General features: G+C 66.7%; 23 protein-coding genes. 10 read left to right on the top strand and 13 right to left on the bottom strand.

Going from position 1 to position 26955, the window contains the following annotated elements:
- Position 1: 1 nt before the first annotated feature.
- The 4 genes from SK854_RS14130 to SK854_RS14115 form a co-directional block, all read right to left on the bottom strand.
- Complete coding sequence (locus tag SK854_RS14130; RefSeq protein WP_319975527.1) at positions 2-862, bottom strand: helix-turn-helix domain-containing protein; 861 nt, start codon at positions 860-862, stop codon at positions 2-4.
- Positions 863-869: 7 nt separating this feature from the next.
- Positions 870-998 carry a hypothetical protein gene (locus SK854_RS14125; RefSeq protein WP_319975526.1) on the bottom strand — a complete coding sequence of 43 codons (129 nt, stop codon included), beginning with the start codon at positions 996-998 and terminating at the stop codon, positions 870-872.
- Between the two features lie 243 nt (positions 999-1241).
- Entirely contained in the window at positions 1242-2129 is an 888-nt protein-coding gene (locus SK854_RS14120) for a helix-turn-helix domain-containing protein (protein WP_319975525.1), read from the bottom strand.
- A gap of 543 nt (positions 2130-2672) precedes the next feature.
- The gene (locus tag SK854_RS14115; RefSeq protein ID WP_319975524.1) at positions 2673-3200 is read right to left on the bottom strand and encodes a hypothetical protein; all 528 of its coding nucleotides are present in this window, start codon (positions 3198-3200) and stop codon (positions 2673-2675) included.
- A 711-nt stretch (positions 3201-3911) separates the two neighbouring features.
- On the opposite strand from SK854_RS14115, the gene SK854_RS14110 reads away from it, so the two are divergent.
- Together SK854_RS14110 and SK854_RS48230 are read left to right on the top strand one after the other, a co-directional pair.
- Positions 3912-4778 carry a helix-turn-helix domain-containing protein gene (locus tag SK854_RS14110; protein WP_319975523.1) on the top strand — a complete coding sequence of 289 codons (867 nt, stop codon included), beginning with the start codon at positions 3912-3914 and terminating at the stop codon, positions 4776-4778.
- Between the two features lie 26 nt (positions 4779-4804).
- Entirely contained in the window at positions 4805-5008 is a 204-nt protein-coding gene (locus SK854_RS48230) for a DUF397 domain-containing protein (RefSeq protein WP_406601773.1), read from the top strand.
- A 197-nt stretch (positions 5009-5205) separates the two neighbouring features.
- Here the strand turns inward: SK854_RS48230 and SK854_RS14105 are convergent, their stop codons facing one another.
- The 5 genes from SK854_RS14105 to SK854_RS14085 all read right to left on the bottom strand — a co-directional run bounded on the left by SK854_RS14105 (position 5206) and on the right by SK854_RS14085 (position 9289).
- Positions 5206-5724 carry a class I SAM-dependent methyltransferase gene (locus SK854_RS14105; protein ID WP_319975522.1) on the bottom strand — a complete coding sequence of 173 codons (519 nt, stop codon included), beginning with the start codon at positions 5722-5724 and terminating at the stop codon, positions 5206-5208.
- Between the two features lie 40 nt (positions 5725-5764).
- The gene (locus SK854_RS14100; protein ID WP_319975613.1) at positions 5765-6097 is read right to left on the bottom strand and encodes a protein-L-isoaspartate O-methyltransferase family protein; all 333 of its coding nucleotides are present in this window, start codon (positions 6095-6097) and stop codon (positions 5765-5767) included.
- A gap of 545 nt (positions 6098-6642) precedes the next feature.
- Positions 6643-6978, bottom strand: a complete 336-nt coding sequence (locus tag SK854_RS14095; RefSeq protein ID WP_319975521.1) for a hypothetical protein — start codon at positions 6976-6978, stop codon at positions 6643-6645.
- A 57-nt stretch (positions 6979-7035) separates the two neighbouring features.
- Positions 7036-7350 carry a hypothetical protein gene (locus tag SK854_RS14090; protein WP_319975520.1) on the bottom strand — a complete coding sequence of 105 codons (315 nt, stop codon included), beginning with the start codon at positions 7348-7350 and terminating at the stop codon, positions 7036-7038.
- A 190-nt stretch (positions 7351-7540) separates the two neighbouring features.
- Complete coding sequence (locus tag SK854_RS14085; protein ID WP_319975612.1) at positions 7541-9289, bottom strand: NAD+ synthase; 1749 nt, start codon at positions 9287-9289, stop codon at positions 7541-7543.
- A 161-nt stretch (positions 9290-9450) separates the two neighbouring features.
- Between SK854_RS14085 and SK854_RS14080 the strand changes: the two genes are divergently transcribed.
- The 4 genes from SK854_RS14080 to SK854_RS14065 all read left to right on the top strand — a co-directional run bounded on the left by SK854_RS14080 (position 9451) and on the right by SK854_RS14065 (position 14101).
- Positions 9451-9813 carry an ArsR/SmtB family transcription factor gene (locus tag SK854_RS14080; RefSeq protein WP_319975519.1) on the top strand — a complete coding sequence of 121 codons (363 nt, stop codon included), beginning with the start codon at positions 9451-9453 and terminating at the stop codon, positions 9811-9813.
- Positions 9814-9971: 158 nt separating this feature from the next.
- Positions 9972-11933: a heavy metal translocating P-type ATPase gene (locus tag SK854_RS14075; protein ID WP_319975518.1), complete on the top strand. Its 1962-nt coding sequence runs from the start codon at positions 9972-9974 to the stop codon at positions 11931-11933.
- A 183-nt stretch (positions 11934-12116) separates the two neighbouring features.
- Positions 12117-12737 (top strand): cation transporter, encoded by a 621-nt coding sequence (locus SK854_RS14070; protein ID WP_319975517.1) that lies wholly within the window; start codon positions 12117-12119, stop codon positions 12735-12737.
- Complete coding sequence (locus SK854_RS14065; RefSeq protein WP_319975516.1) at positions 12734-14101, top strand: phenylacetate--CoA ligase family protein; 1368 nt, start codon at positions 12734-12736, stop codon at positions 14099-14101. The genes SK854_RS14070 and SK854_RS14065 overlap by 4 nt, the downstream gene beginning before the upstream one ends.
- 1272 nt (positions 14102-15373) lie before the next feature.
- Here the strand turns inward: SK854_RS14065 and SK854_RS14060 are convergent.
- Both SK854_RS14060 and SK854_RS14055 read right to left on the bottom strand, forming a co-directional pair.
- Positions 15374-15934, bottom strand: coding sequence for a COG4315 family predicted lipoprotein (locus tag SK854_RS14060; RefSeq protein WP_319975515.1), 561 nt, complete (start codon positions 15932-15934; stop codon positions 15374-15376).
- 43 nt (positions 15935-15977) lie between these two features.
- Positions 15978-16949, bottom strand: coding sequence for a lysyl oxidase family protein (locus SK854_RS14055; protein WP_319975514.1), 972 nt, complete (start codon positions 16947-16949; stop codon positions 15978-15980).
- A gap of 485 nt (positions 16950-17434) precedes the next feature.
- Between SK854_RS14055 and SK854_RS14050 the strand changes: the two genes are divergently transcribed.
- The 4 genes from SK854_RS14050 (at position 17435) to SK854_RS14035 (ending at position 23574) form a co-directional block, all read left to right on the top strand.
- Positions 17435-19744: a heavy metal translocating P-type ATPase gene (locus SK854_RS14050; RefSeq protein WP_319975513.1), complete on the top strand. Its 2310-nt coding sequence runs from the start codon at positions 17435-17437 to the stop codon at positions 19742-19744.
- A complete protein-coding gene (locus tag SK854_RS14045; RefSeq protein WP_319975512.1) occupies positions 19741-20751 on the top strand; it encodes a cytochrome c oxidase assembly protein in 1011 nt (336 codons plus the stop codon). Before SK854_RS14050 ends, SK854_RS14045 begins: the two co-directional genes overlap by 4 nt.
- Positions 20748-22676, top strand: coding sequence for a cytochrome c oxidase assembly protein (locus SK854_RS14040; RefSeq protein WP_319975511.1), 1929 nt, complete (start codon positions 20748-20750; stop codon positions 22674-22676). The genes SK854_RS14045 and SK854_RS14040 overlap by 4 nt, the downstream gene beginning before the upstream one ends.
- Before the next feature lie 262 nt (positions 22677-22938).
- A complete protein-coding gene (locus SK854_RS14035) occupies positions 22939-23574 on the top strand; it encodes a class I SAM-dependent methyltransferase (protein WP_090012019.1) in 636 nt (211 codons plus the stop codon).
- A 140-nt stretch (positions 23575-23714) separates the two neighbouring features.
- Here the strand turns inward: SK854_RS14035 and SK854_RS14030 are convergent, their stop codons facing one another.
- Both SK854_RS14030 and SK854_RS14025 read right to left on the bottom strand, forming a co-directional pair.
- Positions 23715-25979: an MMPL family transporter gene (locus SK854_RS14030; RefSeq protein ID WP_319975510.1), complete on the bottom strand. Its 2265-nt coding sequence runs from the start codon at positions 25977-25979 to the stop codon at positions 23715-23717.
- A 123-nt stretch (positions 25980-26102) separates the two neighbouring features.
- Entirely contained in the window at positions 26103-26930 is an 828-nt protein-coding gene (locus SK854_RS14025; protein WP_319975509.1) for a helix-turn-helix transcriptional regulator, read from the bottom strand.
- Positions 26931-26955 lie beyond the last annotated feature (25 nt).

The raw sequence follows: 26955 nt of genomic DNA, 5'->3' as shown, positions 1-26955 counted from the left end.
CTCAACGCACGCCTGTGCACGACGGCTCAGCTGCGGCTTCGGCGATGAGTTCCAGCGATTCGCCAGGGGCGAGGGCGAGCTGCTGCAGGCTCGTGAACCGCTGGGCACATTGCTCGGTCAGCACCGGGTCCTCGACGTACTCGGCCTTGATGAACGTCTCCAGGTACGCGACGTCGTTGTGTTGGCGGTGCGGGAAGTCGAGCAAGGTGAAGGGCGAGCCCATCGCCGGGTAGGCCCCAGCACTGTGCGGCACGACCTGGACGCTCACCGTCGGATGCTCGCTGATCTCCATCAGGTGCAGCAGCTGGGCCTTCATCGCTCGTGGCCCGCCGATCACCTGCCTCAGCACGGACTCGGGAAAGACCACCTGGACCACGAGTGGATCTTTGCCGTTGAGGCGTGTTGCCCACGCCTCGCGCACCATGGCCAGCCGCACGATGCGTACCGGGTCATCGTTCTGCATCGCTGCGTTTGTGTATCGGGGTGTTTGAAGGACCGCGGGAACGAGATCGGTGGTGAACGCACACATCCTTGACGCCTCGAACACGAGGTTCGCGAAGTCCGCGGCCGGATCGAAGTTCAGCGCGTTGTTGAGCGTGCTCGCACGGACTCGTTCCGCGTGCTGTGCGCGCAACAGCACGGCCTGCCATTCCGGAGTGGGCACCTTGTAGACGTACCCAAGCGCCATGACGTCCACGGGCGCCGAAGGCTGCACCGCGTTCTCCATCATGGATAGCTTGGCACTGCTGAAGCCGACACGCTGGCCAGCCTCAGTGAGGCTGAGCTTGCGCTCGTTGCGCCACCCGGCCAGCTGGCGCCCTACAGCGCGTTCGAGCGTTGTGGCCCGGAAGTCCTTCGGCATAGAGGTCTCAGCCTTGGTTCGTGGCAGCGACGTAGAGGCCGGCCTTCAGTGCGTCCTCACGCTTCTGCATCAGCCACACCTGGTCGAGGAGGAAGACTCCCAACGTCAGAAGAACTACGAAGAGAACCGCAGCCACCCAACTCCCCGTTGTGACCCCACAGGAAGCCCCAGGCTCCGCACGCCGCGAGCGCAAGCAGAACCACGACTACCGACGTCAGAGGCAGACGCGACGGTCCAAAGCGGATCAGTTGATCGACCTCACCTCGAACTCCCTGCCTCAGCCGACGATCCTGCCGCCGTCCTCTCTCTGTCGCTTCGTTGAGTTGCGCAGCCACAGCCTCCACCGCGGCGACATCGAACAGGCGCACTCCAGTCTCGGTCATTGTTCTGTCTCCTCGTCACAACCTGGTTCGCTTTGTCCTGCCAGTTCTCGCAACCTCGTGTGCAGGCGGTCGATGAACTCGATCGACTTCTGCCTGTCCAGGCTCACCCTGTCGAGTTCACGCCCCACCGCCTCGTAGCCTGTGATCGACTCCTTCTTCTCGATGAAGAGGCTGGAGTTCTCGGCCTCCACCCAGACCACCGGCTCGTACTTCGTGGACTTCAAGCGCGAGAACGGACCGGCGACGCCCGCGTGGGCGCCGGCCTCGGCGGGCACGATGCGGATCTCGATGTTCTTCCAGTTCGCCATGAACATCAGGTGATGGATCTGATCGGCATGCGCCTTGGGTCCGCCGACTTGAAGCTGGAGAGCAAACTCGTGGATGAAGAAGGTGCAGACCAGCCGGTTGCCGAGCAGTGCCCTCAACTCGGACTGCGCGCGCAAGCGCTCCTCATGCTCAGCCGCCGGCACAGTGGCGGACGCGACCAGCAGTTCACGCATGTAGGCGTCCGTTCGTAGGAAGATCGGCACCACATGCGGCTGCCAGCAGATCAGCGTCTTCGCCTTGGAGACGTGCGCGTGCGCAGTGCTCGGCCGGATCGGTGCGCACGCTCCATGCTGCTGCCACCAGCCCTGAATTTGCCTCACCGGGAACAACGCAAGCAGGCGATCGCGCTCAGCGGCCTCGACCCGGCACACACCCAGCAACAACGCGACTTCGAGCTTGCTGACGCCACCCTTGCCGGTCAACACGTTCGAGACTTTGGCCTCGTCCCAGTCCAGCAGTTCGGCGACCTCGCGTGCGCTCAAGCCAGCGTTCGCGATCGCCTTTCGCATACCCTCACCAAATTCGCGGCCACGCGCGGTCGAGAGCCTCTTTGGCATGTCAGACTTCCTTGCACTGGTAAAAGATTCAAAGAAGATCTACTTCAGTCCATTGAGGACGTTCGCAACCTGTGCCGCCGAGGGCTCCAACATGTGCGGTCCCGCGTTGTGGCTGTCGCCGCCCCGACAGCAAGGTGCACATTGAGCAGCATCCGGCACGGTGCCGCGACCTTGCGCCAGAACGGTCCGCTGCGACACTTCCGGCAGCGGCCGTTCTCGTCCGGCCGATGCTCATCGGCGAACACGCGTAGCGCGGCGACCAAACCAGGAACGTCCTGTCGCATCACCGATAGGGCAGAGCCGGCATCACCTTCGGCCGCAACGCGCGACACACGTTCAAGGTGATCGTCCAAGCGACGACGAAGTTCACCAAACAGGACCAGGTTGCTCATCGCCGATACCTCTCGTGGCTGGCCGACCTGACCGAACCGTTCCGCCACCCGTGGGCTACCTCGCGGCCGATGTCTCTCGCCAAGGCCAGCTCCCGGGTCTCCCAGTCCTGCGTCGCCAGCGCCATATCAACCGCGATCAGCGTGGGGGCCGTCATGCTTCGCCTTCCACGAGCCGCAGTCGCCGTGCTCGTAGGGTGACTGTCTCCGTGTCGAAACGTCCGGTGACCTGAGTGCCGCTGAGGTCGAACCCGTCGGCGAGATTGCAGCCGAGCAGGTCGTAGGTAGCGATGAGCAGCGTCTCGCCGTTGCGGGCGGGCGTCGCCGAGAGCATCCACGACACCGAGGTTGGCTCGTAGCCGGGCCGCATCAGCAGGACCGGGAACGATGACGACATCCACCGGCCGTCGTACGGAAGGACTCTGCCGCATATGACGCCGACCGGGACACCGTAGCCGGAGATCGAGACGGTTAGCGGTGTACCGGGCGCCGGGCGGCCGCCCCGTCCGAAGTCGTGCTCACGCCAGTACGCGGCCGTCGTCTTCATCCACTCCGGCTCGGCTGAGACGTGCCCTGCCGCGCGAATCTTGGCGGCCGGCTGGGGCTTCCGTACAGGTGCGCGCAAGGCGCCGAGGTTGCCGATCTCCTCGGACAACGTGGAGGTGTTCAGCAGCGCGCTCATCGGGCACCACCAGTCGGTAGCCAGCACCGCCGGTCATTCGCACGGACCTTCGCCCGAGCCTCGGCAAGCTCCTCGTCCGTCATCGTGAACCGACCGCGTCCGTGAGTCGCGAACTGATGCACGCGGAGGTGCCGACACCCCGAAGATCGGTCGGCACCCCCGCCTCGCGCCGCCCGGTCCTGGTCGGGGCAGGTGCGGACGGCGGAGTAGAACGGGAACCGCGTCACCGACGCAGGATGCGACGGTCGATGCCATGCCCGGCGTGGAGAGTTGTCGCCGACACCTCTCTGGATGGGACCTGCCGCCATCACCAGGAGAGCCGCCAGACCGACTGAGACCAGGACAGCCATCGCCAGCCTCAAGGCGTTCGTCAGTTCAGTCAGCAACACGCACCTCCAGCAGTTCCCCGCTTGTCCGGGTGGCGTGACGTGTCCGACGGCGGAACGGCGAAAGAGCTGCCCTCGGCGAACGTCACCTAGCTGGGCGGTCCGGGCTGCCGTCGCGTGGAGCTGCGAACCGCAGCCCGGACCACCGACCCGCCTCTGACTGCTGTGAACCTGCGAAGACTGAGGCGAGCCGTCGACTGGGTCGACCAGGGTCGAAACTACCGGAGGAATTATTCCTGAGGGAATACTTCGTTCGGTGGAACCGCCTCGCCCCACCTGCCGAGGGTCGGTCACACTTGGTCACCCAGGACGGCCAGGAGGATGGATGAGCAAAGAGGTGCAGCCGCGAACGCCGTTCGTCAGGAAGCGCCTGGGCGAGAGGCTCCGTGATCTTCGGGACCAGGTGCCGATGACCTCGGCGGCGATCGCCGAGCGGCTTGGCATCAAGCAGGGGACGGTCAGCAAGATCGAAACCGGCCGGCAGGCCATCCGCCCTGCCTACGTGGAAGTCATGTGCCAGGCCTACGGAGTGTCCGAGAAGGAGACTCGTGAACTGGTGCAGTGGGCCAAGGAAACTGGCATCGCGAACCCTCTTGAGGAATACAGCGACGTCGCAAATGCCGACACTTTGGACTACGCGCAGGTAGAGGGATCCTGCGAGGAGCTGTGGGCGCACGGCACCGGTCAGCCATTTGGGCCGTTTCAGTCACCAGACTTCATTCGAGCCATCCGCAAAGCGGCGCAACCCGACAGTACGCCAGAAGACCTGGATCGCTACGTTGAGCTTCGGCAGGTCAGGTTCGAGAACCTCAAAGGCAAGCCGGTGCACGTCGTCATTGACGAAGCGATGCTGCATCGCACGGTAGGCGGATCGGCGACCATGAAAGGGCTGTGCCGGCATCTTCAAGGCATAATTGAGATGCCGTTGAAGAAGATTCAGATCGTGCCGTTGAACGCTGGCGCCTACGCCGCACAGGTCGCTGGCTTCCGCATCGCTCTGCGCATCCCGCCCGAGCCGAAGGTCGACCTCATTCACATCGAACATGAAATGGTTGCCCTGTACCTCAACAGTGATGATCACCTGAAGCGCTACAAGGCCATGTTCGACCAGATGGTCAACCCTGCGCACGGCTTGGCACTGTCACCGGAGGACTCGTGGAACCTCCTGGATAGACTGGCCAAGAACCTGTGAAGGCAACCTGAAGGGCGGGTGCGGGCATGACAGAAGATGACCTGTACCGATGGAAAAAGAGCAGTCACTCAGATAACGGTTCGGGCGGATGCGTCGAAATGGCGTTACGCGAGAACGGTGGGGCACTTGTCCGGGACTCAAAGGGCGACCTGACGGTGTGGATTCCCCTTAGTGGTCGGGACTTCAAGTTCCTTCTTCGCTACGCGACGGAATATCCGGCCGCCCCATAGTGGGGTATCGCCCCAAGCTCGCGCAGGTGACCCTCGGCATTGAGGTGCCGAGGGTCGCTTGCTTCAGCAAGAAAAAGCCTAACAATGCCCGCCTTGGGTGCAATCAATCATGTTGTGCGCGGTACGGCACATGAGGCGCGGTTGAATGTCCTGACGCAACTGGCCCAGCCTTCAAGCTGGGCCATGCAATAGCGCGTCTACCGCCAGGTGACCACGAGGGGATTATGTGGTCGATCTAGTAGGAAATGACAGCCGTCCGGAGTGTGCCCGCTGGGGCCGGTGGCTGGGATTTCGAAGTGGACGATGCGACCTCGTTGCTGCTCGCTCCACGTACGAACCTCTTGAGCAACGTGGTCGCACAGGTCGGCTCCGGCGTCGCTGTGGCCGATGACGCCGACTTCCATGATCTTGCCGGTGTTCTTGGTGTGCCCGGCAGCAGGGCGCTGCGTCAGATACGCCAGCTCACGTTTGCCAGGTACGCCCATCGTGCTCGCGCGGAACATCGGCACAACCAGGCCGGCGTCGATCGCCACCTGCTCGACAGAGATCGAACAGAGGCTGTTCTCCAGCACGCACGCCAGCCACAGGTAGAGCCACTCAAGCGACTGCATCGGCCCGAACTCGACCCCGGTCCACCTCTCGAATCGGGGACGGTCGAGCACGCCGACTAGGCCGTCGGGGTCGATCGTGTGCTCCTGGTTGAGCGTGATCCACACTCCGCCAGACTCCGCCGCCTTGGCGCTCGAACGCGCTTGATCACGAAACGCTTGCCCGGATTCGTGCAGGCACCACCAGTATTCCCTGTGGCGCCAGCTGCGTCAGCCAGGCGTCCGGGATGCTGTAGACGCCAACGGTGGCCACGATGCGGTCGAACGGTGCACCAGCCGGGTATCCGAGCGCGCCGTCGCCGAGGACCACCTCGACATTGCCGACTTCGGCACGGGCGAGCCGCTCGCGGGCCTGGCTGACGATGTCTGAGTCCATGTCAATCGTCGTCACGCCTCCACGCGGTCCGGTCAGGTGCACAAGGAGCGCTGCGTTGTAGCCCGTGCCGGCGCCGATCTCAAGCACTCGATGGCCGGGCTGAATTTCGAGCTGCCCGAGTTGGAGCGTGACGATCGATGGCTGCGACAGGCAGCTCAGAACCTTGTTGTCGGTGACCCTTCTTGGTGATCACGATGTCGTTCTTGTATGTCTCCTCGAGGGTGGCGTCAGGTACGAAGAGGTGACGATGGACGGTACGCAGGGCCCGCTCCACCGCGGGGCAGAGTGTGTACCCGGCGTCTTTGACCTTCGCGATCATCGCGTCCTCAGAATCTCCGAGGGACTCTCGGTGGCAGTCACTTCATCGGAACCTTTCGTTCGCGCAAGAGCAGATGTTGCTGTCGTGTCAGGCAGTCCGTGTTTGCTGGTAGCCCTCCAGCAGCGCCTTCACCTCGTCGGCCACCCGGACGCTCGGCCTCGCTCGGCAGTCAGCGATGCCCGTCGTGCTCCGGCAGGCCAGCTTCACGTTGCGCGACGACTTGTTGTGCCATCTGACATGGCTGTGGCAGGTACGCCGATGACGTGTGCACCCCAGGTCTCAAAGCAGAAGCTGGTCTGACTGTGGCTGCTTTGCAGAGTGGCCAGCTCCTTCATCCACCACTTGCCACGCGCTGGCCGTCGGTGTGGTTGGTGATCCAGTCGGCGACGCGGCGGTGCCGAGAGTCGGCTGTGCGGATAGCTTTGAACTCCGGGTCGCGGGCGAGCTCGGCAGCCAGTTCGGGTAGACGCGGTGGCAGCTCGCGAACAGCCTGTTCGCCGAGTTCGACGAGCCGTCGAACGGCAGCGTCGATGACACCTCGTCCGTACCAGCTCAGCTGTGGGTTATCCAGGACGGAAACCACCGCTGGAGCGGCGCGAGCGGGATCGATGCGTTCGCCACGGGTCACGGCGCGACGGAACGCGCCGTTCGCCGCAAGCCCGTCCACGAGGTCCTGCTGAGCCTGGTCGCTCAGACGGGCCGAATCGACTTCCTCGCCGTCTTCTCAGGCCTCGATCGTCCCGCTACCGAAACGCGTGGAGGTCGGAACGTGTGTGCTGGTCAGCTGTTCGAGCGCGTCGAACCGGTCAGTCACGGTGCTCCACACGTGCAGGACCCCGCTATGCGCGAACCCGATCTCGAGCTGGGAGATCCAGCCATCAATCCTATTCAGCGCCTTGCGTAGGTCGTCGGCAGAGGCGCCGTTGGTGTCGTCTGACGCGGGTTTCAACGCGGAGGAATCGACCGTGTGGCGGCCTAGGCGTGATGTCCAGGTGAGCAGCATAAGGATGCCGAACAGAAACACGGCGGCGATGGCCATCACCGATCACCACCTTCGGACGTACCTGGCGCCCAGCCCCCAGTGCCATTGCAGCCGGCGACGTGGTGGCGAGTGCACCTGGAAGGTCTCCGCTCGAGCCATGCCCCTCCCCATCGTCAGATGTCATTGACATCGACAACGGGCGGTGATGTGGGCGGTGCGGACCGGACGCGAGAGCAGAGCACCTCACTCAGGCCGGGGCGCCAGGTGAGGTCATGCCGGTCTCGCTCCATCGGTTGCTGATCGGCAAACGGCGATCCCGCCCGAATGCCTTGAAGGTGATCCTGGTGCCGGGCGGGTACTGGCGGCGCTTGTACTCGGCCCGGTCCACCATGCGCACCACGCGGTCGATCATCTCCGGGGTGAACCCTGCGGCGAGCAGGTCTGCCTGACCGCGATCGCTCTCCACATAGGCGTCGAGAATGTCGTCGAGCAGCGCGTAGTCGGGTAGGGCGTCACTGTCCAGCTGTCCTGGACGCAGCTCGGCCGAGGGCGGTTTGCTGATCGAGTTCTCCGGGATCGGAGGGACCTGGCCGTTCTTGCTCGCCTCGGCGTTGCGCCAGCGGGCGAGCTGCCAGACGTGGGTCTTGAACACGTCCTTGATGGGCGCGAAACCGCCGACCGCGTCGCCGTAGATCGTCGAGTACCCCACCGCGAGCTCTGTCTTGTTCCCGGTCGCCAGCACCAGGTGTCCGTCCAGATTGGACAAAGCCATGAGCAGCATGCCGCGCACGCGGGCCTGGATGTTCTCCTCAGCCACGCCGGTCCCAGCCAGCTTCAGTTGATCGACGAGCACGCGCACCAAGTCAGCCACCGGCTCCACCCGGAAGTCGCAGCCGATCCGACGGGCCAGCTCGGCGGCGTCGGACACCGAGTGTTCGGAGGAGTACCGCGACGGCATGGCCACCCCGAACACCGCGTCCCCGCCGAGAGCGTCCGCGGCGATCGCCGCGGTCACCGCCGAGTCGATCCCGCCGGACAGTCCGAGGACCACGGTTCGGAACCCGTTCTTGCGCACGTAGTCCCGCAACCCGAGGACCAGCGCAGACCACACCTCCCCGTCGGTGGACAGCGGCTCTGCGACTGTGGGCTCGACGATCGGCCCGAGTTCTGCGACGGGCTGACCGACCAGCGCCCGTCGGCGCACGCGCAATCCGGCGAACCTCCCCTCGGCGGTGTATCCGCCCGGAGTCAGCTCGTGGTCGACCACCAGCAAGTGCTCGGCGAACTGTGGTGCGCGCGCCACCACGGACCCGTCGGCAGCGACGACGATCGAGCCCCCGTCGAATACCAGGTCGTCCTGTCCGCCGACGAGGTTGGTGTACACCAGCGGTGCTCCGGCTTCAGTGGCCCGTCGGCCAACCACCGCCATGCGCGCATCGGCCTTGGACCGCTCATAGGGTGAGGCGTTCGGGGACACCACCAGGTCGACGCCGGCCGCGGCGAGTGCGGTGATCGGGCCGCCGTCTTCCCACAGGTCCTGACAGATCGCCAACCCGATGTCCACACCGTGCAGCCGCAGCACCTCGACCGTGTCGCCGGGCCGGAAGTGGCGGTGCTCGTCGAAGACGCTGTAGTTGGGCAGGTGGTGCTTGAACTGCCGGGCGACCACCGCTCCGCGCCACAGCGCCGCTACCGCATTGCGCGGACCGGCGTCGTCGCGATCGAGGTAGCCGACGTAGACCAGCATCTCGCCACATCCGGCCGACGCCAGGCGCCTCGCCAGCCCGTCGACCGCCCGGCGGGACGCACGGCCGAACGTGAGGCGCAAGGCGAGATCTTCCACCGGGTAGCCGGTGAGCACCATCTCCGGGAACACCACCACGTGCGCACCCGCCCGCAGCGCCTCATGGCTGCGCTCAACGATCAGTTCGGCGTTGCCGACGAGATCGCCGACCGTCGGGTTGATCTGGGCAAGGGCCACGCGCAGTCCAGGCATAGGCCGATTCTCATCGAGATGACGCCGGTCCGCGTGATGGGCAACCCGGTCGACCAAGACGGCGGTCAGGCCGATGGCGCAGGAGGTGACCCGAACCAGAGCGTCCTCATCACGACGTACTCCCAAGAAGACCAAAAGGCCGATATCATAGGTGTATGCCGATGACACCGCCTCACGTGGAGACCGACGCGGTGACCCGCGCGGCCGCGCTGTTCCGCAGCCTGGGAGACCCCAAACGGCTGGCGATCCTGCTCGAGCTGCGCAAGGGCGAACAGCGGGTGGCAGATCTGGTGAACATGATCGGCCTGTCCCAGGCCACCGTGTCCGGCCATCTCGCGTGCCTGCGCGACTGCGGACTGGTCGACTACCGGCCACAAGGACGCCAGTCGTTCTACCGGCTGACCACGCCCGACATCGACACCCTGCTGCGCGCCGCCGAGACCGTCCTCGCCGCCACCGGAGACGCCGTGGTGCTCTGCCCCAATTACGGTGTCGCCGCCGCAGCGCCCGAACGCGCCTCCTGACCGCGAACGAGTCCACGCCGCACTCGACGCGCCTCGACGCCGCCCGTCCAGTCGCACCGCGTGAGGGTTGACACGACGCAGGGCCTATTCATCGCCAGATTCCGATGATATCGTCCGCGCATAATCGATCGTGGTACGGACAGAACTGGAGTGGCACCGTGAGCGACGCATGTGGTTGCGACGACGAGCCGCGCAGCGCCGAAGGCGCTGAGGAAGAGCGCGAGCCGGAGCGGCTGTGGGAGGTCACCGAGCTGCGAGCCGCCGCGGTGGCCGGTGTGCTCCTGATAGCCGGCTACAGCTTCGACTGGGCCGGCTATCGGATCCCCGCGCTGGTGCTGCAGTCGCTCGCGCTGCTTGTCGGTGGCTGGACGTTCGTGCCGGGCACGCTGCGACGGCTGGCCAAGGGCAAGATCGGTGTCGGCACACTGATGACGATCGCCGCTGTCGGCGCGGTGCTGCTCGGCGAGGTCGGCGAGGCGGCCATGCTGGCCTTCCTGTTCTCCATCAGCGAGGGCCTCGAGGAGTACTCGCTGGCCAAGACGCGCCGCGGGCTACGCGCGCTGCTGTCACTGGTCCCCGACCAGGCCACCGTGCTGCGCGACGGTGTCGAACAGGCCGTCGCCCCCACTGACCTGCGCCCCGGCGACCTCATGCTGGTCCGCCCCGGCGAGCGCGTCGCCACCGACGGCGTCATCCGCACCGGCCGCACCGCGCTGGACGTCTCCGCCATCACCGGCGAGTCCGTGCCGGTCGAGGCCGGGCCAGGTGACGAGGTCTTCGCCGGCTCCATCAACGGCAACGGCGCGCTGGAGATCGAGGTCACCACCGCCACCGAGGACAACTCGCTGGCCAAGATCGTCCGCATCGTCGAGCAGGCCCAGGAACGCAAGGGCGCCAGCCAGCGCCTCGCCGACCGGCTCGCCAAGCCTCTCGTGCCCGGCATCATGATCCTCGGCGCCCTGATCGCCGTCGTGGGCAGCATTCTCGGCGACCCCCTGGTGTGGATCGAACGCGCCCTGGTCGTACTGGTCGCCGCCTCCCCGTGTGCACTGGCCATCTCCGTCCCGGTCACCGTGGTCGCCGCGATCGGCGCGGCCAGCAAGCACGGCGCCCTGGTCAAAGGCGGCGCCGCCCTGGAGGCCCTCGGAACCATCCGGGCCGTCGCCTTGGACAAGACCGGCACCCTGACCCGCAACCAGCCCACCGTGGTCGAGGTCGCCACTACCGTCGGCCACACCCGTGACGACGTGCTCGCCGTCGCCGCGGCGCTGGAAGCCCGCAGCGAACACCCGCTCGCCCGCGCCATCCTCGCCGCTGTCGACAACCCGGTCCCCGCCACCGACGTCGAAGCCGTCACCGGCGCCGGCCTGGTCGGTCAGGTCAACGGCCGCACCGCACGCCTGGGGCGCCCCGGCTGGCTGGAGTCCGGCAACTTGGCCGCGGATGTGGAGCGCATGCAGCACGCGGGCGCCACGGCCGTGCTCGTCGAACACGACGACCGCCTCATCGGCGCGATCGCCGTGCGCGACGAACTGCGCCCGGAGGCCGGCGAGGTCATCGATGCCCTGCACGCAGGGGGCTACCGGGTCGTCATGCTGACCGGCGACAACGTCCGCACAGCCACTGCACTTGCCAAGCAGGCCGGCATCGACGATGTGCACGCCGACCTCCGCCCCGAGGACAAGGCAGGCATCATCGAACAACTCCGGCGTGAGCGTCCGGTCGCCATGGTCGGCGACGGTGTCAACGACGCCCCCGCGCTCGCCACAGCCGATGCTGGCATCGCCATGGGCGCCATGGGCACCGACGTCGCCATCGAGACCGCCGACGTCGCGCTCATGGGCGAGGATCTGCGTCACTTGCCGCAGGTGTTGCAGCACGCCCGCCGGTCGCGGCAGATCATGTTCCAGAACATCGGGCTGTCCGCCGCGATCGTGATCTCCTTGGTGCCGCTGGCCGCCTTCGGTGTTCTCGGGCTGGCCGCCGTCGTCCTGGTGCACGAGATCGCCGAGATCGTCGTCATCGGCAACGGCGTGCGTGCCGGGCGCGCCCGCGCCCTGCCGCCGCGCATGGTCGCCGACACCACACCCGCAGCCGCCGCAGAGCACCAGCCCGCCTGACGGGCCACCCAGGGCAGCTCGGTCCACAAGAGACCGAGCTGCCCTGACCCTCACACCTGTTGCGCGGCAAGGGCAGCAAACTCACGTGAACCGGGACGACACGCTGCGGAAACCGCAGGCTAGCTCGATCCCATCAGCCCTTTGGACTAATTTCGACTTACGACGATAGATCGGCGGGCCTAAGTGGAGCGTAGTGAGGAGCACCTGGTTCGACGCGGGCTGGCACTCGCATGGCTGATAGTGGTCTGGGACGTCGTCGAAGGCGCCGTCGCCGTGACCGCCGGAATCGCGGCGGACTCGATCGCCCTGATCGGATTCGGCATCGACTCCGCCATCGAGGTTTTCGCGGCCAGCGTGGTGATCTGGCAGCTGCGTGCCGGCGCCCGCGCCCGGCAGCAACCCGCTCTGCGCGCCCTCGCCGTCACGTTCTTCGCCCTTGCCGCGTACGTGGCGTTCGAGTCGATCCGGGATCTGGCCACCCAGGACAAGGCAGGCGAGTCCCTGGTCGGCATCGTGCTCAACATCGTCGCGCTCGCCGTGATGGTGCCGGTCGCGGTGATCCAGCGGCGCACCGGCCGTGCCCTGGACAACCCCGTGCTGGTCGCCCAGTCCAGTGAAACCTGGATGTCCAACGCCCTGTCGGTCACCGTGCTGGCCGGACTCGGCCTCAACGCCGCACTCGGGTGGTGGTGGGCCGATCCCGTGGTCGCCCTCGTCGTGGCCGCGCTGGCCGCGTACTCCGGCTTCGAGACGTGGCAGGAAGCGGCGGAACAACCAACCGCGACTCGGGAGGACAGCGGATGAGTGAGAGCCGTTTCTCAGTGCTGCGCGACATTCGCGCCGCCCACAAACAGGGCCCAGAAGCGATCGCCCGGCGGCAACGTGACCGCCTCGCCGACATCGTCACCTACGCGCGCGCTCATTCGCCCTACTACCGCGAGCACTACGACACCCTGCCCGAACGGATCATCGATCCGACGCTGCTACCGGCCACCAGCAAGACCGAGCTCATGCCCCGGTTCGACGACTGGATCACCGACCCCTCCGTCACGCTCGCCGCAGTGCAGGCGTTCGTCGAGGACCCCGCGCTGATCGGCGAGAAGTTCCTCGACCGCTACACCGTGACCACCACATCAGGAACCACCGGTACCCCCGGCATCTTCCTGGCCGACCGGCACGCGCTCACCATCACCACCGCGCTGAGCACACGCATGCTCGGATCCTGGCTCACCGCCAAGGACGTGGCGCGCATCGTCGCCCGCCGCGGACGCATCGCCATGGTGATCGCCACCGGCGGCCACTTCGCGTCCGCCACCGCCGGAGCCGCGCTGCGCAAGAACCGGTTGCGCCGCAACAGGATCGGAGTCTTCGGCGTCCACACCCCGATGCCCGAACTGGTTGCGGCGCTCAACGATTTTCGCCCGGCCATCCTCGCCCCGTACGCCAGCATGGGCGCACTGCTGGCCACCGAACAACAAGCCGGCCGACTGCACATCGACCCGGCACTGGTGGTCCTGTCCGCCGAAGGTTTGGCCATCGGCGAGTACGACCGGATCTCCGCTGCGTTCGACGCCAAGGTCCGCCAGGGCTACGCCGCGAACGAATGCCCCTTCCTCAGCTACAGCTGCCGACACGGCTGGCTGCACGTCAACAACGACTGGGCCATCCTCGAACCGGTCGACGCCGACCACCAACCAGTCCCGCCGGGTCAACGCTCCCACACCGCACTGCTCACCAACCTCGCCAACAGAACCCAGCCGATCCTGCGTTACGACCTCGGCGACTCCGTCCTGGTCCGGCCCGATCCCTGCCCGTGCGGCGACCCACTGCCCGCGATCCAAGTTCAAGGCCGCACCGCCGACCTGCTTACGTTCCCCACACGCAGCGGCGAACCCGTATCGATCACGCCCCTGGCCCTCAGCCTGGCCCTCGAACACCTCCCCGGAGTCGAGCTGTTCCAGATCGTGCACACCACACCGACCGCCCTCAGCATCCGCGTGCAACCCACCCCCGGCGCCGACCCCGAACGCATCTGGCAAACGGTGCACGCCGAGATCACCCGGCTGCTTGCCAACCACAAACTCGACCACGTCACCGTGACCCGTGCCACCGAGCGCCCGCAGCAGACCTCCGGCGGGAAGTTCCGCGCGGTGATCCCGTTGACCTGACCGGAAGCCGGCGCGGGGCGGGGCGACAGTTGGCGGCACGGACGGTGGGCCACGGCGTCAAGCTATTGGTGCGGTGAGGTAGCCGAGTTCTTCGATCGCGGCCATGACGTCGTCAGGACTGCTCTGGCTCGCGTCCAGCACCAAAGTGCTACGCCCCTGCTTCATCGTGCAGGCAGCTGGACTGTCAACGGCCATTCGTTCTTCCCATAGCCGACCTGGAGTTTCTCCGCTGGTGGCCACCCAGACCTGGCCGCGGACACTGGGCACAGGCATCCTGGAGAAAAGCATCGCCGCCGCGCTATGGCACGACCAACGTCGGCTATCGCGACGCAAGTTGAGTGGTCAACGGTCAACCCTGCACCGTCTCTACAACCCTGCCGCACCGCTAGGTTGGCGGGGATGGCAGCCGTCCGCACGCTCGGTACGACCGCAAGATGAGTCGCGCGCCTTGGGCACTTGTCTGAGCGAACCTCACCCGCGTGTCGTAGGCCACCACGACCATGCCACGGGTGGCCGGGCCGGAGCCGCACACGCCAGTGTTACCGACGTAGGTGACGGCTCTTGGCCGATTATGCCAACCCTATGGAACGCTCACTTGCTCCGCTTGAAACGGACAGCGCTATCAACGGCGATGACGAATCCGATCGTCGCAGCGCAGAAGCGCAGCATGATGGTGAACTCAGGTAAGCACTCGAGGATGCTGTGACCCGCACCGATGACGACCGGGACAAGACTAGCCAACATGATCGCTCCCGCGGTGTGAATTGGTGTTGAGTCCACCTTGCGGAACGGGCCATCAAGTCTGGTCCAATCTGGAAAATGGACAACGACCTGGGTTATAAGCGAGGTGCGCAAGGGTGGAGCCAGAACCAGGCCTCTGAGCTGACCGTGTCTCGGCAGACGACGGTCGGGTCGTTTGCCCTAGGCTGCTTCAACATCAGCCGCGCCCACCAGCGCTTGAATCAACTACCCGAAAGCCAGAACACGCTTCGCTACTGGATGGATCGCTACGACCGAGCCGCCTCGGATAGGGCAACAGCGGCGCAGCAGCCGCCCATACAGGTCGGCGTGATCCCGATGCTCGCGGAATGCTTACAGGAGCGCGCCGCGAACGACCAAGGCGTGTCCGTAGTGCTCCTGTCCGCCCAATTCGCTCGCTGGTTGTGCGTTGGGGAGCCCTCACGACATGAACTGAGGGTGGCCCGAGATCTGTTGTCGCAATGCCGATGTCATGCCGTCGGACACCGCGTCAACTTCGTGGAACAACAGGGCTTAGCCGCGGGCTTTCTCGCCTGTGGCCGTCACCGCGAACCAGACTCCATCAAGGCCGTCACCGAACGCGTCGCCGGCTTTTTCGTCCTCGACGTAGCGGTACAACGGGTGCCCATTGAGCGTCACCTGCCTGAGGCCGTTGGGGCGCTCCGTCATGCCGAGAAGCACGGCGTCGATACCGTTCGTGGTTTCCACCTCGGCCGTCAGCAGAGGCGTCCACTTCAGCGTGCAGTCGGGCTCGACGCAATTGGACTTCGGTGGATTCGTTGCATCCTTTTCGTACCGGTAGATGGTGTTCTGATTGTGGTCCACGAGGATCTCGCCGAGGTTCGGCGTCTGCACAACCTGAACTCCCATCCTGTACTCAGGCGACGTCTCTCCGTCGGCTGCCGGTCCAGCAGGTCCGATCAGACTGGGTGAAGTGCCGTCAGGGTTCGTCGCGCAGGCACCTGTCAGCAGAAGCAACGCCAGCGCGGCCGCACCTCTCCGTGACACCGGGGCTCCTCTCCTGCGGCAGACGGTCTCCTCAATGTCTACGGATGTCGCGACCGCCTCGTTCAAGGTCAGAGCCTGGAATTCCCGGCACGACGCGCGGATTCAATGCTCAGGGAGCGTTCGCATTGCCGCAACAGCAGCAGCCCAGCGCGGAGGTCACCGAGCTACACCCATTCCTCCCGGTGGCCGGACCCGGTGTCCGGATGGGCCCGCTGCGGCCGCGCACAGCGGATCTCGTCAATGGCGCGTCCGGCACCTGGTCCAGGCCACGGTCGTCCTGCCTGGCGACAGAACCTGCTCCCACCTTCGTCGCAGCCGTGCAACGCTCCCGTCCTGAACAGCTCCTGAGCAGCGTCACGGCAGGAGCCTCCGTGATCACCGACGGAGGGGCGGCGGCGCCATTTGGCCATTGGACGGAGATCGAGATCGAGGAGGAGTTGTTGTCGTAACTGGACTCGACAAGGGTGCGGTCGGAGTTGACCGTGTTTACCACGTCGTAGGTGCCGGACGGGACGTTGGTGAGGTCGAGCCACTGGAAGTCGACGTTGAAGCGGTAGTCGTCGCCGCTGCCGACGGAGATGCCCTCGAACATCTCGGTGGCGCGTGGATCGCGGTATCCGCAGCGGCTCTTCTCGAGGCGTTGCGCGAGCTGGCCTTCCGGGCTGGCGGTGTCGCGCACCGCGCCGGGCAACGTGTCGGCATCGGCGGTGCGGTAGCGGTCGCCGAGGCAGAACCCGTTCTTGCGGTCGGCGACAACGGTCTCGCCCCCTGGAGTCCGCAGCTGCATCCGCGCGAATCCCATGAGGTGCCAGTGCCTGTGCATTCGGGCGGGCTCGTAGTACATCGACGTGGCGGTGGCGCGCTCGGCTTCGTCGTACGAGCCGGGAATCGGCCCGCCTCGTCCAGTTTGGAAGGCTTGGCGCACTTCCATGTCGGTGGAACTCTGGTTCGGTCGTCGGCCGTAGAGCAGCAAGGGGCCTTCGCCGACGTTGTCCTCGGCGGTGGTGAACCGCAGCCGAGCCGCCCGGATGGCGCCGGAAGTCACGCAGTCGCCGTTGGGTGCCGCGGCGTCGGTGACCATGCAGACGTCCCAGTCCCGACAAAGCGCGGGATCTCCGCCATAGCCACCAGGGCATCCGACCGGTGCTTGGCGAAGGTCAGGCAGCAGAGGCTGCTCACTTGCCTGAGCCTGCGACACCAATGCCGCGGTGATCACTAAAGCCAGCCCTGCCGCACTCCACAACCTGCCAGAACCCATGGCGGACGAGGCTAGTGCGAGAAGACACCCTCGACCTCGATCCGAACTTCAGGTGTACCCGGCAGAGTGAACCGGAACAAGAAGTGTCTGCAGCTCGACACGATCGTCACCGGCATGCCAGCCAGTTCCGGCGGCGCGGCGCGGCGAGTCGATCGCCCGTCTCGTACAACACCGAGCCAACGGCGGCGAACAGCAGTGCGCCCCGTGCCCGTGGCCCATTGACTCAGTGCCCGCGCGGGCACAGGCCGCACACACTCTCTACTATTGGCCATAGTTTTAGAGCGGACTCTGCGAAGCGAGACTCTCACATGGTCGAATCCGGGCTCGTTCCCACCGGCACAGCTGATCCCGGTCAGGGGGAGGCTGCGAGGAACCGGCGAGATGTCGAGCTGTTCGTGTCCGGCATGACCTGCGCGGCTTGCGCGGCCAGGACGTCGCGCAAGCTGAACAAGCTCTCCGGTGTGGCCGCGACCGTCAACTTCGCCACCGGCCGGGCGAAGGTGACCGTGACCAGCGATGTGACCGATGAGGCACTCGTCGAGGCGGTCGTCCAGGCCGGGTACGGAGCCGAGGTCGTGCGGCTGGCGGAACCGAAGCCCGAGCGCCGCAACGAGGCAGAACACGCCCGCGACCTGTGGCGCAGGCTCGTGGTCGCAGTGGTGCTGTTCGTCCCGCTGGCCGATCTGTCGATCACCTTCACCGTCCTGCCCGGCTGGCGGTTCCCCGGCTGGCAGTGGTTGCTTCTCGCGCTCGCGGCACCGGTGGTGGGCTGGGCGGCGGCGCCGTTCCACCGCGTCGCCGCGCGCAATGCCGGGCGGGGCGCCACCTCGATGGACACCCTCGTGTCGCTCGGGATCATCGCGGCGACGGTGTGGTCGTGCTACTCGATGTTCTTCGCGACGGCATCGCCCGAGGGTGTCTCCGGGTTGCGGTTGTTGCTTCGGCCGGAAGGCGCGATCTACCTGGAGGTAGCGGCAGGCCTGACAGCGTTCGTGCTCGCTGGCCGCTACTTCGAGGCCAAAGCACGGTGGCGGGCTGGTGGCGCGTTGCGTGAACTGGCCGCGTTGCGGGCCGAGGAAGTCGTTCTCGTGCTCGACGACGGCTCTCACCACATCGTTCCCGTCGACCACCTCCAGGTTGGCCGGCGGTTCATCGTCCGGTCCGGTGAGAGGATCGCCAGCGACGGTGTGGTGGTCGACGGACGCGCTGCCGTCGACATGAGCACCATGACCGGCGAGTCGGTGCCGGTGGAAGCCGCCGCGGGCGCGGACGTCATCGGCGGCACCGTCGTCCTCAACGGCACGCTGCTGGTCAAGGCCACGAAGGTCGGCCGGGACACCCAGTTGGCCGCGATGGAACGGCTGGTAGCGGACGCGCAGACCGGAGAGGCACCGGTGCAGCGCGTAGCGGACCGGGCGTCCGGCTATTTCGTACCCGCGGTGCTGGCGTTGGCGGTCCTCACGCTCGCCGGGTGGCTCCTGATCGACGGCTCCGTCGAGCGGTCGTTCGCCGCCGCGCTCGCGGTATTGGTGATCGCGTGCCCGTGTGCGCTCGGCCTCGCGACCCCGATGGCGTTGATGGTCGCCTCCGGCCGGGCAGCACGGCTGGGTCTGTTCATCAAGGGCTATCCGGCGCTCGAGTCGACGCGAACCATCGACACGGTCGTGCTCGACAAGACGGGCACGGTCACGACAGGCACGATGTCGTTGGTTGACGTGCACTGCGCTGACGGTGTCGAACGCACCGAGTTGCTGCGGCTGGTGGGCGCACTCGAACAGGTCTCCACGCACCCGATCGCGGTGGCGATTGTCTCCGCCGCCCGCGCGGAGGTCGGCTCCCTGCCGCCGGTCTCCGGTTTCCGCGACGAACCCGGCCTGGGTGCCTCGGGGACCGTGGACGGCCACGAGGTGCGGGCGGGACGCGCGAAGTTGTTCACCGACCACGGTTGCGCACTGCCCGCGGCGCTCGACGAACTGCGCGGCGAGTGGGAACGCCGCGGCCGGACCACGGTGGTGGTCAGCCGGGACGAGGAGTTCGCCGGTCTGCTCGGCCTCCGCGACGCGGTGCGGGCCGACGCGCGGCAAGCGGTCGCCGAACTGCACGAGCTCGGTCTGCGCACGGTGCTGCTCACCGGGGACAACGAGACCACGGCCCGCGCGGTCGCCGAGGAGATCGGCGTCGAACGCGTCGTCGCAGGAGTCCTGCCGGGTGACAAGGCGGAGGAAGTGCGCAGGCTGAGGGCGGAGGGACACGCGGTCGCCGTCGTCGGCGACGGGGTGAACGATGCTCCCGCCCTCGCCACCGCCGACCTGGGTATGGCGATCGGGGCCGGCACTGACGTCGCGATCGATGCCGCGGATCTCATCCTGGTGCGCGAGGACGTCACGGCAGTGCCTGACGCGATCAAACTCGCCCGCGCGACGCTGCGGACCATCCGCGGGAACCTGTTCTGGGCGTTCGGCTACAACGTCGCGGCGATTCCTCTCGCCGCGGCGGGACTGCTCAACCCGCTCGTCGCCGGCGCGGCGATGGCAATGTCGTCACTGTTCGTGGTGTCCAACAGCATGCGCCTGCGGCGGTTCACGCCCAGTCCGGCGCAGCAGAACGACAGGACGTGACCACGGTGTCCGGTGCCGCACTGGCGACCATGCCCGACGTGAACCTGCCACCGCTGACGGTCGCGAGGATGTTCACCAGCTGGACGCTGGATCCGGCGATGGTGCTGCCGATCATCGCCGCGGGAGCCCTGTACCTGTGGGGCGTGAGAGTGCTGCGCCGCCGGGGTGACACCTGGGAACGCAGCCGCGTCGTCTACTGGTTCGTCGGGCTCGCCATCATCTTCGTCGCGACGTCCTCGGCGCTCGGCGTCTACGACCGTGTCCTCTTCAGCGTGCCCGCGATCCAGCACATGCTTCTGCAGATGATCGCGCCGGTACCTCTGGTCCTCGGAGCGCCGATGCGGCTGGCGATGCGCACCCTGCCCAAACGCGGCCGCGCGCTGCTTCTCGCGGTGGTGCACAGCGCCCCGGCACGCTTCCTCGCGCACCCCGCCATCACGTTCCTGCTGTTCTCAGTCAGCCAGTTCGTCTTCTACTACACGCCGCTCTACGACTGGTCGCTCACCAACGTGTGGGCGCACGACCTCTCCCACGTGCACTTCGTGCTGGCGGGGTTCCTATTCTACTGGTCGCTGCTGGGCGTGGACCCGGTGCCGCACCGGCCGCCGTTCGTCTTCCGGTTCGTCATGGTCGTCGGCCTCGGGCCGGTGCACATCCTGCTCGGCATCCCGATCATGATGATGGCGACGCTGGTCAGCGACTTCTACGTCGGTGCCGGCCGCCGGTCGTGGGGTCCCACTCCCCTGGCGGACCAGCAGATCGGCGGCGGTGTCCTCTGGGGATTCGGCGATGTGGCGGCGGCCGTGCTCGTCGGCGCGTTCCTGCGCCAGTGGTACCGCTCCGACGAACGGGAAGCGCGCCGGATGGACCGGCAGCTCGACCGCGCGCACGGCGAGTCGGCCACGGTCACCCCGTGGTGGCTCCTCGAAGAAGGCGACAAGTCGGCTGAACTGCTTGGGCCTCAGCGCGATTCCGAACGAACGAGCCCACGGAAGCGGTCCCGGTGACGATCTCGACCTCCCGCCGCGGCGGGCGACCTGTGGCGTGGCTGGCCGGAGGAACAGCTGTCGGACTGGTGCTCGTCGTTGCGCTCGTGTCCGGCAACGCCGACGCGTACGCGGCCATGGGCCTCCCCGATCCAGGAACCGTCACGAAGATCGGCACGTATGTGCTGCGGTTCGTGGCCGACCTGGCGGCCGCGCTCTGTGCCGGTGCGCTGTGCTACGCGGCATTCTTCGTTCCTCCCAAGGATTCCGGTGCCCTGACCGCCGATGGCTGGAGCGCGGTCCGGTTGGGTGGCTGGGCCGCGTGGGTGTGGTTCGCCGCGGCCGCACTCCTGGTGCCGTTCGACGGCGCCGAGTCGACCGGCGTGCCGGTGACGGCGGTGCTGAGCCCCGAGGGCCTCGCGGTGGTGGTCTCCGTGCTGAGCGAACCGATCGCCTGGCTCGTCTCGGCACTGGTGGCGCTCGTAGTCGCTCTGTGCTGCCACCGCGTACTGAGGTGGCGGCCGGCTGCCGGTCTCGCTGTGGTCGCTGTGATGGGTCTGCTGCCACCGGTCGTGGTGGGTCACGGCTCAGCGGGTCTGGCGCACGACGTGGCCATGAACAGCCTGATCATCCACGTCGTCACCGCGGCACTGTGGCTCGGTGTGCTGGTCTGCCTGGTGCTGCACGTGCGTCGGGGCACCGGCCGGCCGGGCATCGCGATCAGGCGTTATCGGCGCTTCGCGTTCTGGTGCTGGCTCGCGGTGGCGTCCTCGGGTGTCGTCGCCGCGTTCACGCTGGTCACCCCCTCGCAACTGCTCACCACCGAGTACGGCCGGGCAACGCTCACCAAGGTGGCCGTGTTCGCGTTGCTCGGCGTCCTCGCCACGCTGGCCCGCCGCAAACGAGGATTTGTCGCCCTTGTTGTGGCCGAGACCGTGCTCATGCTGGTCACGGTCGGGGTGTCGGCGGGCATGACCCAGCCGGTGCCGCCGGCCCTGCCAGGAGCCGATCTCAGCCCGCTCCAGGTCGCACTCGGCTACCAACTGCCCGACCCGCCGGGTGCGCTGAACCTGCTCCTCGCCTGGCGGCTGGACCTCCTGCTGGGCATCGGCTTCCTCATCGCTGCCGCCGGGTATGTGCTTGGCCTGCAGCGGTTGCGCGCACGTGGCGAACGCTGGCCAGCGCACCGCACAGCGACGTGGCTGGCAGGGTGCGCCGTAGGGGTCATGGCGACATCGTCCGGCGTTGGTGCGTACGCACCTGCCAGCTTCAGCGTGCACATGGTGATGCACATGGCGCTCAACATGATCGCGCCGTTGCTGCTCGTTCTCGGCGCGCCCGTCACTCTGGCCTTGCGGGCACTCACTGAGGCGGGAGGTCCTCGTAAGCTGCTCGTCTGGGTTCTCGACTCGCGGCTGGCCCGGACACTGTGCCATCCGATCGTCGCGACTGTCGTGTTCGTCGTCAGCTACTACCTGCTGTACTTCGGCGGGGTCTTTGAGCCGGTGATGTCCGAGCACTGGTCGCGGATGGCGCTCAGCCTGGTCGTTCTCGTGAGCGGCTACCTGTTCTACTGGGTCGTCGTGGGCGCGGACCCGTCACCTGGGCGGCTGCCGCACCTCGGCCGGCTGGGCCTGGTGTTCGCGGTCATGCCGTTCCACGGCGTGTTCGCCGTGATCCTGATGAGCACGAACACGGTGATCGCCTCGAACTACTACCGCACGCTCGTCCTGGGGTGGCAGGTCGATCTGCTGGCCGACCAGCGACTGGCCGGGGTGATCTCGTTGGTCGTCGGCGAACTCGCCCTCGTGGCAGCCCAGGTCGTGCTCCTGGTGCAGTGGCAACACCACGACCAACTCGGCACCTTCCGAACGCTGCCTGCCGACCTCGACGACGAGGAGACCGCAGCCTACCGCGCCATGCTGACGAAGCTCAGGCGTCGTTGAACTGCTGGACGTGCCGGTCGTGGACGACACCGCGCTACTGCAGCAGACCGCTCCGCAGGTCACCCGCACCCAGGCTCCGGTTCCACCGGTGCGACGGGCCCGTTCCTCGTGCTCGGCGCGATTGGTGCTCTGGCCGTGGGTCAAGCACAGGTAGACCCACACCGAATCTGACCGGAAGCCGGGGTTGTCCCCGATGCGCCGGAGGCAGCGGTCGTGCTTGTCTGGAGAGGACGGCGAGCGGTGGACGAACTTGGGGCGAACCATGGCGCAGACCGATGATCGGACAACCCGTTGGCAGCGGTATTGGGACCGCAAGTCCGCGAACTACGACAAAGAGATCGGCGTCCTGGATCGCAGGGTTTTCGGTGACTCTCGCAGGTGGGCATGTTCGCGCGCGACCGGCGAGATCCTCGAGGTCGCCGTGGGTACCGGGCTGAACTTACCCTTCTACGCCGACGACGTTGTCATCACCGGCCTGGACATCAGCAAGCAGATGCTCGATCTGGCCCGATCGCGAGCACAGGACGTAGGCCGCGAAGTGGCACTGCGGCAAGGGACTGCTCACGCATTGCCGTTCGTCGACGCCTCGTTCGACACCGTTTTGTGCACCTTGGGCTTGTGCGCCATACCCGATCACGAGACAGCGGTCGATGAGATGGTGCGGGTGCTGCGCCCCGGTGGGCGGCTGATCCTCGTCGACCACGTCGCCAGCTCGGCACGCCTTGCGCGTGGTGTGCAGTGGCTGGTGGAGCGCATCACGATTCCGATGGCAGGAGAGCATTTTCTGCGTCGACCGCTGCACCTCGTTCAGGACCGCGGCCTAGAAGTGGAACTGCGGCAACGGTTCAAGCTAGGCGTCGTGGAACGACTCGTCGCTCGCAAGCCGATCGACCACTGACCGACTGGCCGAACAGCTTCGCCGATCGTGGCTCAACAGCTGGGCGAGGCGGGTCTTCCAAGTCGCGGTCAGGGAATCTTCGACAGCGGCCGGCTCCCTCAGAGGTCCTTGGGGGAAGGAGAGAGCCGGCCCCGGTTCCGCTACCGCGCTTCCGACAAGCCGAACTTGTTGTGGAAGGCGCGGAGCCATCCCGGCAACCACCAGTTGCCGTCGCCGCACATGCGCATCAGCGCGGGCATGAGCGCACCTCTGATCAGTGTTGCGTCCACGATCACCGCGATCGCGAGCCCGACACCGAGCAGCTTGACCGGAGTCAGCCCCGAGGTCGCGAAGGCGAACAGCACCACCGCGACGATCACCGCGGCCGCCGTCACGAGCCTGCCGACCCGCTCGAGGCCCCACGCGACCGAGGCCACGTTGTCACCGGTGAGCTCGTGGTGCTCCTTGATGCGGGACAACATGAACACCTGGTAGTCCATCGACACACCGAACGCCACGCAGAACATCAGGATCGGCATTCGGATGTTGACGTTGTCCGTGACGATGAAGTCGCCGACCAACCAGCGCAGGTGGCCCTCTTGGAAGATGAAGACCATCGCTCCGAACGTGGCGGTGAGGCTGAGCAGGTTCATGAAGATGGCCTGCAACGGGATCAGCAGGCTGCCGGTGAACAGGAACAGCAGGATGAACGTGGTCACCGCGATGAACAGCAACACCCACGGCAACGCACCGCCGACGTTGACCCGCGCGTCCACCAGTTGCGCGGCCTGACCGCCGACCAACCGGTCGGTGGACGGCGACGGCAGATCTCGTACCTTCGCCACCAGGTCACCGCCCTGCGGCGAGTACGGCTCGGGCTCGGAGATGATCGACACCCAGGTGCCCACCTGCGCGTCGAACCTCGCCGAACTCGGGTCCGGCGGTGCGACCTGCTCGCCCTTGATGTAGGAACCAGTGGCGGCGTCGACCCTGGTGACGCCGCTGATCTGGGAGAGCTTGGTGGCGTAGTCGCCGATCTTCGTGGAGTCGGCCTGCGCGGGCACGCCCGGCAGCACCACGGTGAGCGGCGAGTCCTCCTTGCTCGCGTAGTTGTCGCGGATGTACTGCGCGGCAACGTGTGCGGGCGCGTCGGGCGGCAGCACGCGGTCGTCCGACTCGCCGAACTTCGCGCCCAGGAACGGCGATCCCACGACGAGCAGCAGCGCCGTCACGATCAGGAAGAACGGCAGCGGCCGCTTCATCACGATCAACGACCAGCGGTGCCAGAAGCCACCACTGCCGTCGGTCTGCGCCGCCTTCTTGCGTGACCGGAACAGGCCATGCAGGCTCAGCGCGTCGACCTTGCGTCCCAGCACCGACAGCAGGGCGGGCAGTACGACCACCGCGCCCAGCGCCGCCAGCGCCACGACGGAGATGCCGGCGTAGGCGAACGAGCGCAGGAAGTTCATGGGGAACAACAACAGCGACGACATCGACACCGCGACGGTCAACGCGGAGAAGACGACTGTGCGGCCGGCGGTACGCACCGTTGTGCCGATCGCTTCCTTCACATCGGATCCGCTCGCCAGCTCCTCTCGGAATCTCGTGAGGATGAAGAGGCTGTAGTCGATGGCGAGACCGAGCCCGAGCGCGATGGTGATGTTCACGGCGAACACCGACACCGGCACCATCATGTTGAACACCTTCAACATGACGAGCGCGCCGACCACCGCCAGGCCACCCACCGCGAGCGGCGTCAGCGCGGCGATGACACCGCGGAACACCAGCAGCAGGATCAGCAACGTGAGCGGCGCGGCGATGAGCTCGGCCCGCACCAGGTCCTCGTCGCTCTGGGTGTTGACCTCGGCCCTGACCTGCGCGACACCCGTTGCCTCGACGGTGAACCCGTCGCGCTTGCCGACGATGTTCGGCACGATGCGCGTGGTCGCCTTGCTGACCTCGTTCTCGTCGCCGGCGAGCCGGACGAGCACCATCGCGGACTTGCTGTCCTCACCGCGAAGTGGCGGCGCACCGTTCAGGCTCCAGAACGACTCCGCCTGCACCACACCGGATTCCTTGGCGAGCCGGTCCGTGAGCTCCGTGCCGAACTTGACCGCGGCGGGGTCCTCGACGGAGCCCGGCGTCTTCACGAGGAACACCAGATGTGGTGCTCCTGCCTTGAAGTCCTTGTTCAGGATGTTGTCGGCGCGGGTCGCCTCCGCGTTGGTCGCGGTGATCCCGCCTTCGGACAGGCGTTCCGTCACGTCCGATCCGAACGGCAGCGCGAGTCCGATCGCGACGACCACGGCGACCAGCACCAGGATCCGGCGCCGGAAGACGCCGTGTCCGATGCGTTCCAGCAGTGAGCGCTTAGCCCCCTTGCTGATGCCGGGCGGCGCCTCCCGCTCCTTCTGGTCCGCTGTCATGTGTTGCTCACTCCTCGGTGAAACTCCTGCGAGCGGGCGAACGTCACCCGATGACAGAAGTCTGCGGGCGCGGCCCGTCCCGAGACTTGTAAGAAACGGCTATACCCACCTGGGGTACGCGCACTAACGGGTGCGGTTATGCCGTTCGGGGACGTCCATGCATCCCACGGTCACCTTCTCGCAGTCCTCGCTCGGAGGATGCGGCGACACCGCCCTGGCGAGCAGGGACGGTGCGAGTCCGAAGGTGCGGCGGGTGACGTTGGTGAGGTGTGCGGAGTCGGTGAAACCCGCGGTGTGCGCGGCCTCGGTCAGCGTGGAACCACCGAGCACCGATTCAACAGCGCGCTGCAGCCGCAGCCACAGCACGTACCGGCGGAACGACAGGCCGATCTCGGACGCGAACAGGTGCCGCAGGCGGCTGTCAGAGATGCCCACGGCGGCGCTCACCTCGGCCAGCGACACCGGACCGCTGATGATCGTCGGCAGGTACTGGATCGCGTCCTCCAGCACCGGATGGCCGACGACACCGGTCACGACCCGGCAGTCCACGCCGAGCGCACCGAAGATCCGGCACACCAGCGCTTCCGGCTCCTGGTCGTCACGGCTGAGCAATGCGGGCGTCAACGTACGAGCCGCATCAGCCCACTCCGCCACCGACGACGAGACGCCGTTGGCGACGAGCTCCCGGCCGGTGGTGCTCTCCGGTTCGAGGTAGAGCATCACCGTGCGCGGGTTGCCCTCGACGATGGCGTGCGGTTCGTTCGCCGGAATCACGGCGGACCGGCAGCGCTGCCGCCGGCCCTCACCGTCCTGGAGCTCGATCTGGCCGTCGGCGACGACGATCTGGATCGCGTGGTGGGCGTGCTCGGCCGCATGACCGACCGCGCCGAGGTAGAGCTGCCACCCCGGCCGGATGACGCCGAACCCACCACTCCAGGTGTCGCCCGCCATCAGCCTCCCCTGTCCACCCCGGTCG

It is taken from the genome of Lentzea sokolovensis (genome assembly GCF_033949975.1).
Taxonomy (GTDB): Bacteria; Actinomycetota; Actinomycetes; order Mycobacteriales; family Pseudonocardiaceae; genus Lentzea; species Lentzea sokolovensis.
The sequence above is the reverse complement of the archived record's forward strand: the minus strand, read 5'-3'. Positions and strand labels throughout refer to the sequence as shown.

Coding starts and splice junctions, on each gene's coding strand:
- SK854_RS14090 (WP_319975520.1), bottom strand. CDS start 7,350: ATGGCCATCGCCGCCGTGTTTCTGTTCGGCATCCTTATGCTGCTCACC.
- SK854_RS14055 (WP_319975514.1), bottom strand. CDS start 16,949: ATGGTCACCGACGCCGCGGCACCCAACGGCGACTGCGTGACTTCCGGC.
- SK854_RS14110 (WP_319975523.1), top strand. CDS start 3,912: ATGAGCAAAGAGGTGCAGCCGCGAACGCCGTTCGTCAGGAAGCGCCTG.
- SK854_RS14085 (WP_319975612.1), bottom strand. CDS start 9,289: ATGCCTGGACTGCGCGTGGCCCTTGCCCAGATCAACCCGACGGTCGGC.
- SK854_RS14030 (WP_319975510.1), bottom strand. CDS start 25,979: ATGACAGCGGACCAGAAGGAGCGGGAGGCGCCGCCCGGCATCAGCAAG.
- SK854_RS14050 (WP_319975513.1), top strand. CDS start 17,435: ATGGTCGAATCCGGGCTCGTTCCCACCGGCACAGCTGATCCCGGTCAG.
- SK854_RS14065 (WP_319975516.1), top strand. CDS start 12,734: ATGAGTGAGAGCCGTTTCTCAGTGCTGCGCGACATTCGCGCCGCCCAC.
- SK854_RS14120 (WP_319975525.1), bottom strand. CDS start 2,129: ATGCCAAAGAGGCTCTCGACCGCGCGTGGCCGCGAATTTGGTGAGGGT.
- SK854_RS14130 (WP_319975527.1), bottom strand. CDS start 862: ATGCCGAAGGACTTCCGGGCCACAACGCTCGAACGCGCTGTAGGGCGC.
- SK854_RS14080 (WP_319975519.1), top strand. CDS start 9,451: ATGACACCGCCTCACGTGGAGACCGACGCGGTGACCCGCGCGGCCGCG.
- SK854_RS14115 (WP_319975524.1), bottom strand. CDS start 3,200: ATGAGCGCGCTGCTGAACACCTCCACGTTGTCCGAGGAGATCGGCAAC.
- SK854_RS48230 (WP_406601773.1), top strand. CDS start 4,805: ATGACAGAAGATGACCTGTACCGATGGAAAAAGAGCAGTCACTCAGAT.
- SK854_RS14035 (WP_090012019.1), top strand. CDS start 22,939: ATGGCGCAGACCGATGATCGGACAACCCGTTGGCAGCGGTATTGGGAC.
- SK854_RS14025 (WP_319975509.1), bottom strand. CDS start 26,930: ATGGCGGGCGACACCTGGAGTGGTGGGTTCGGCGTCATCCGGCCGGGG.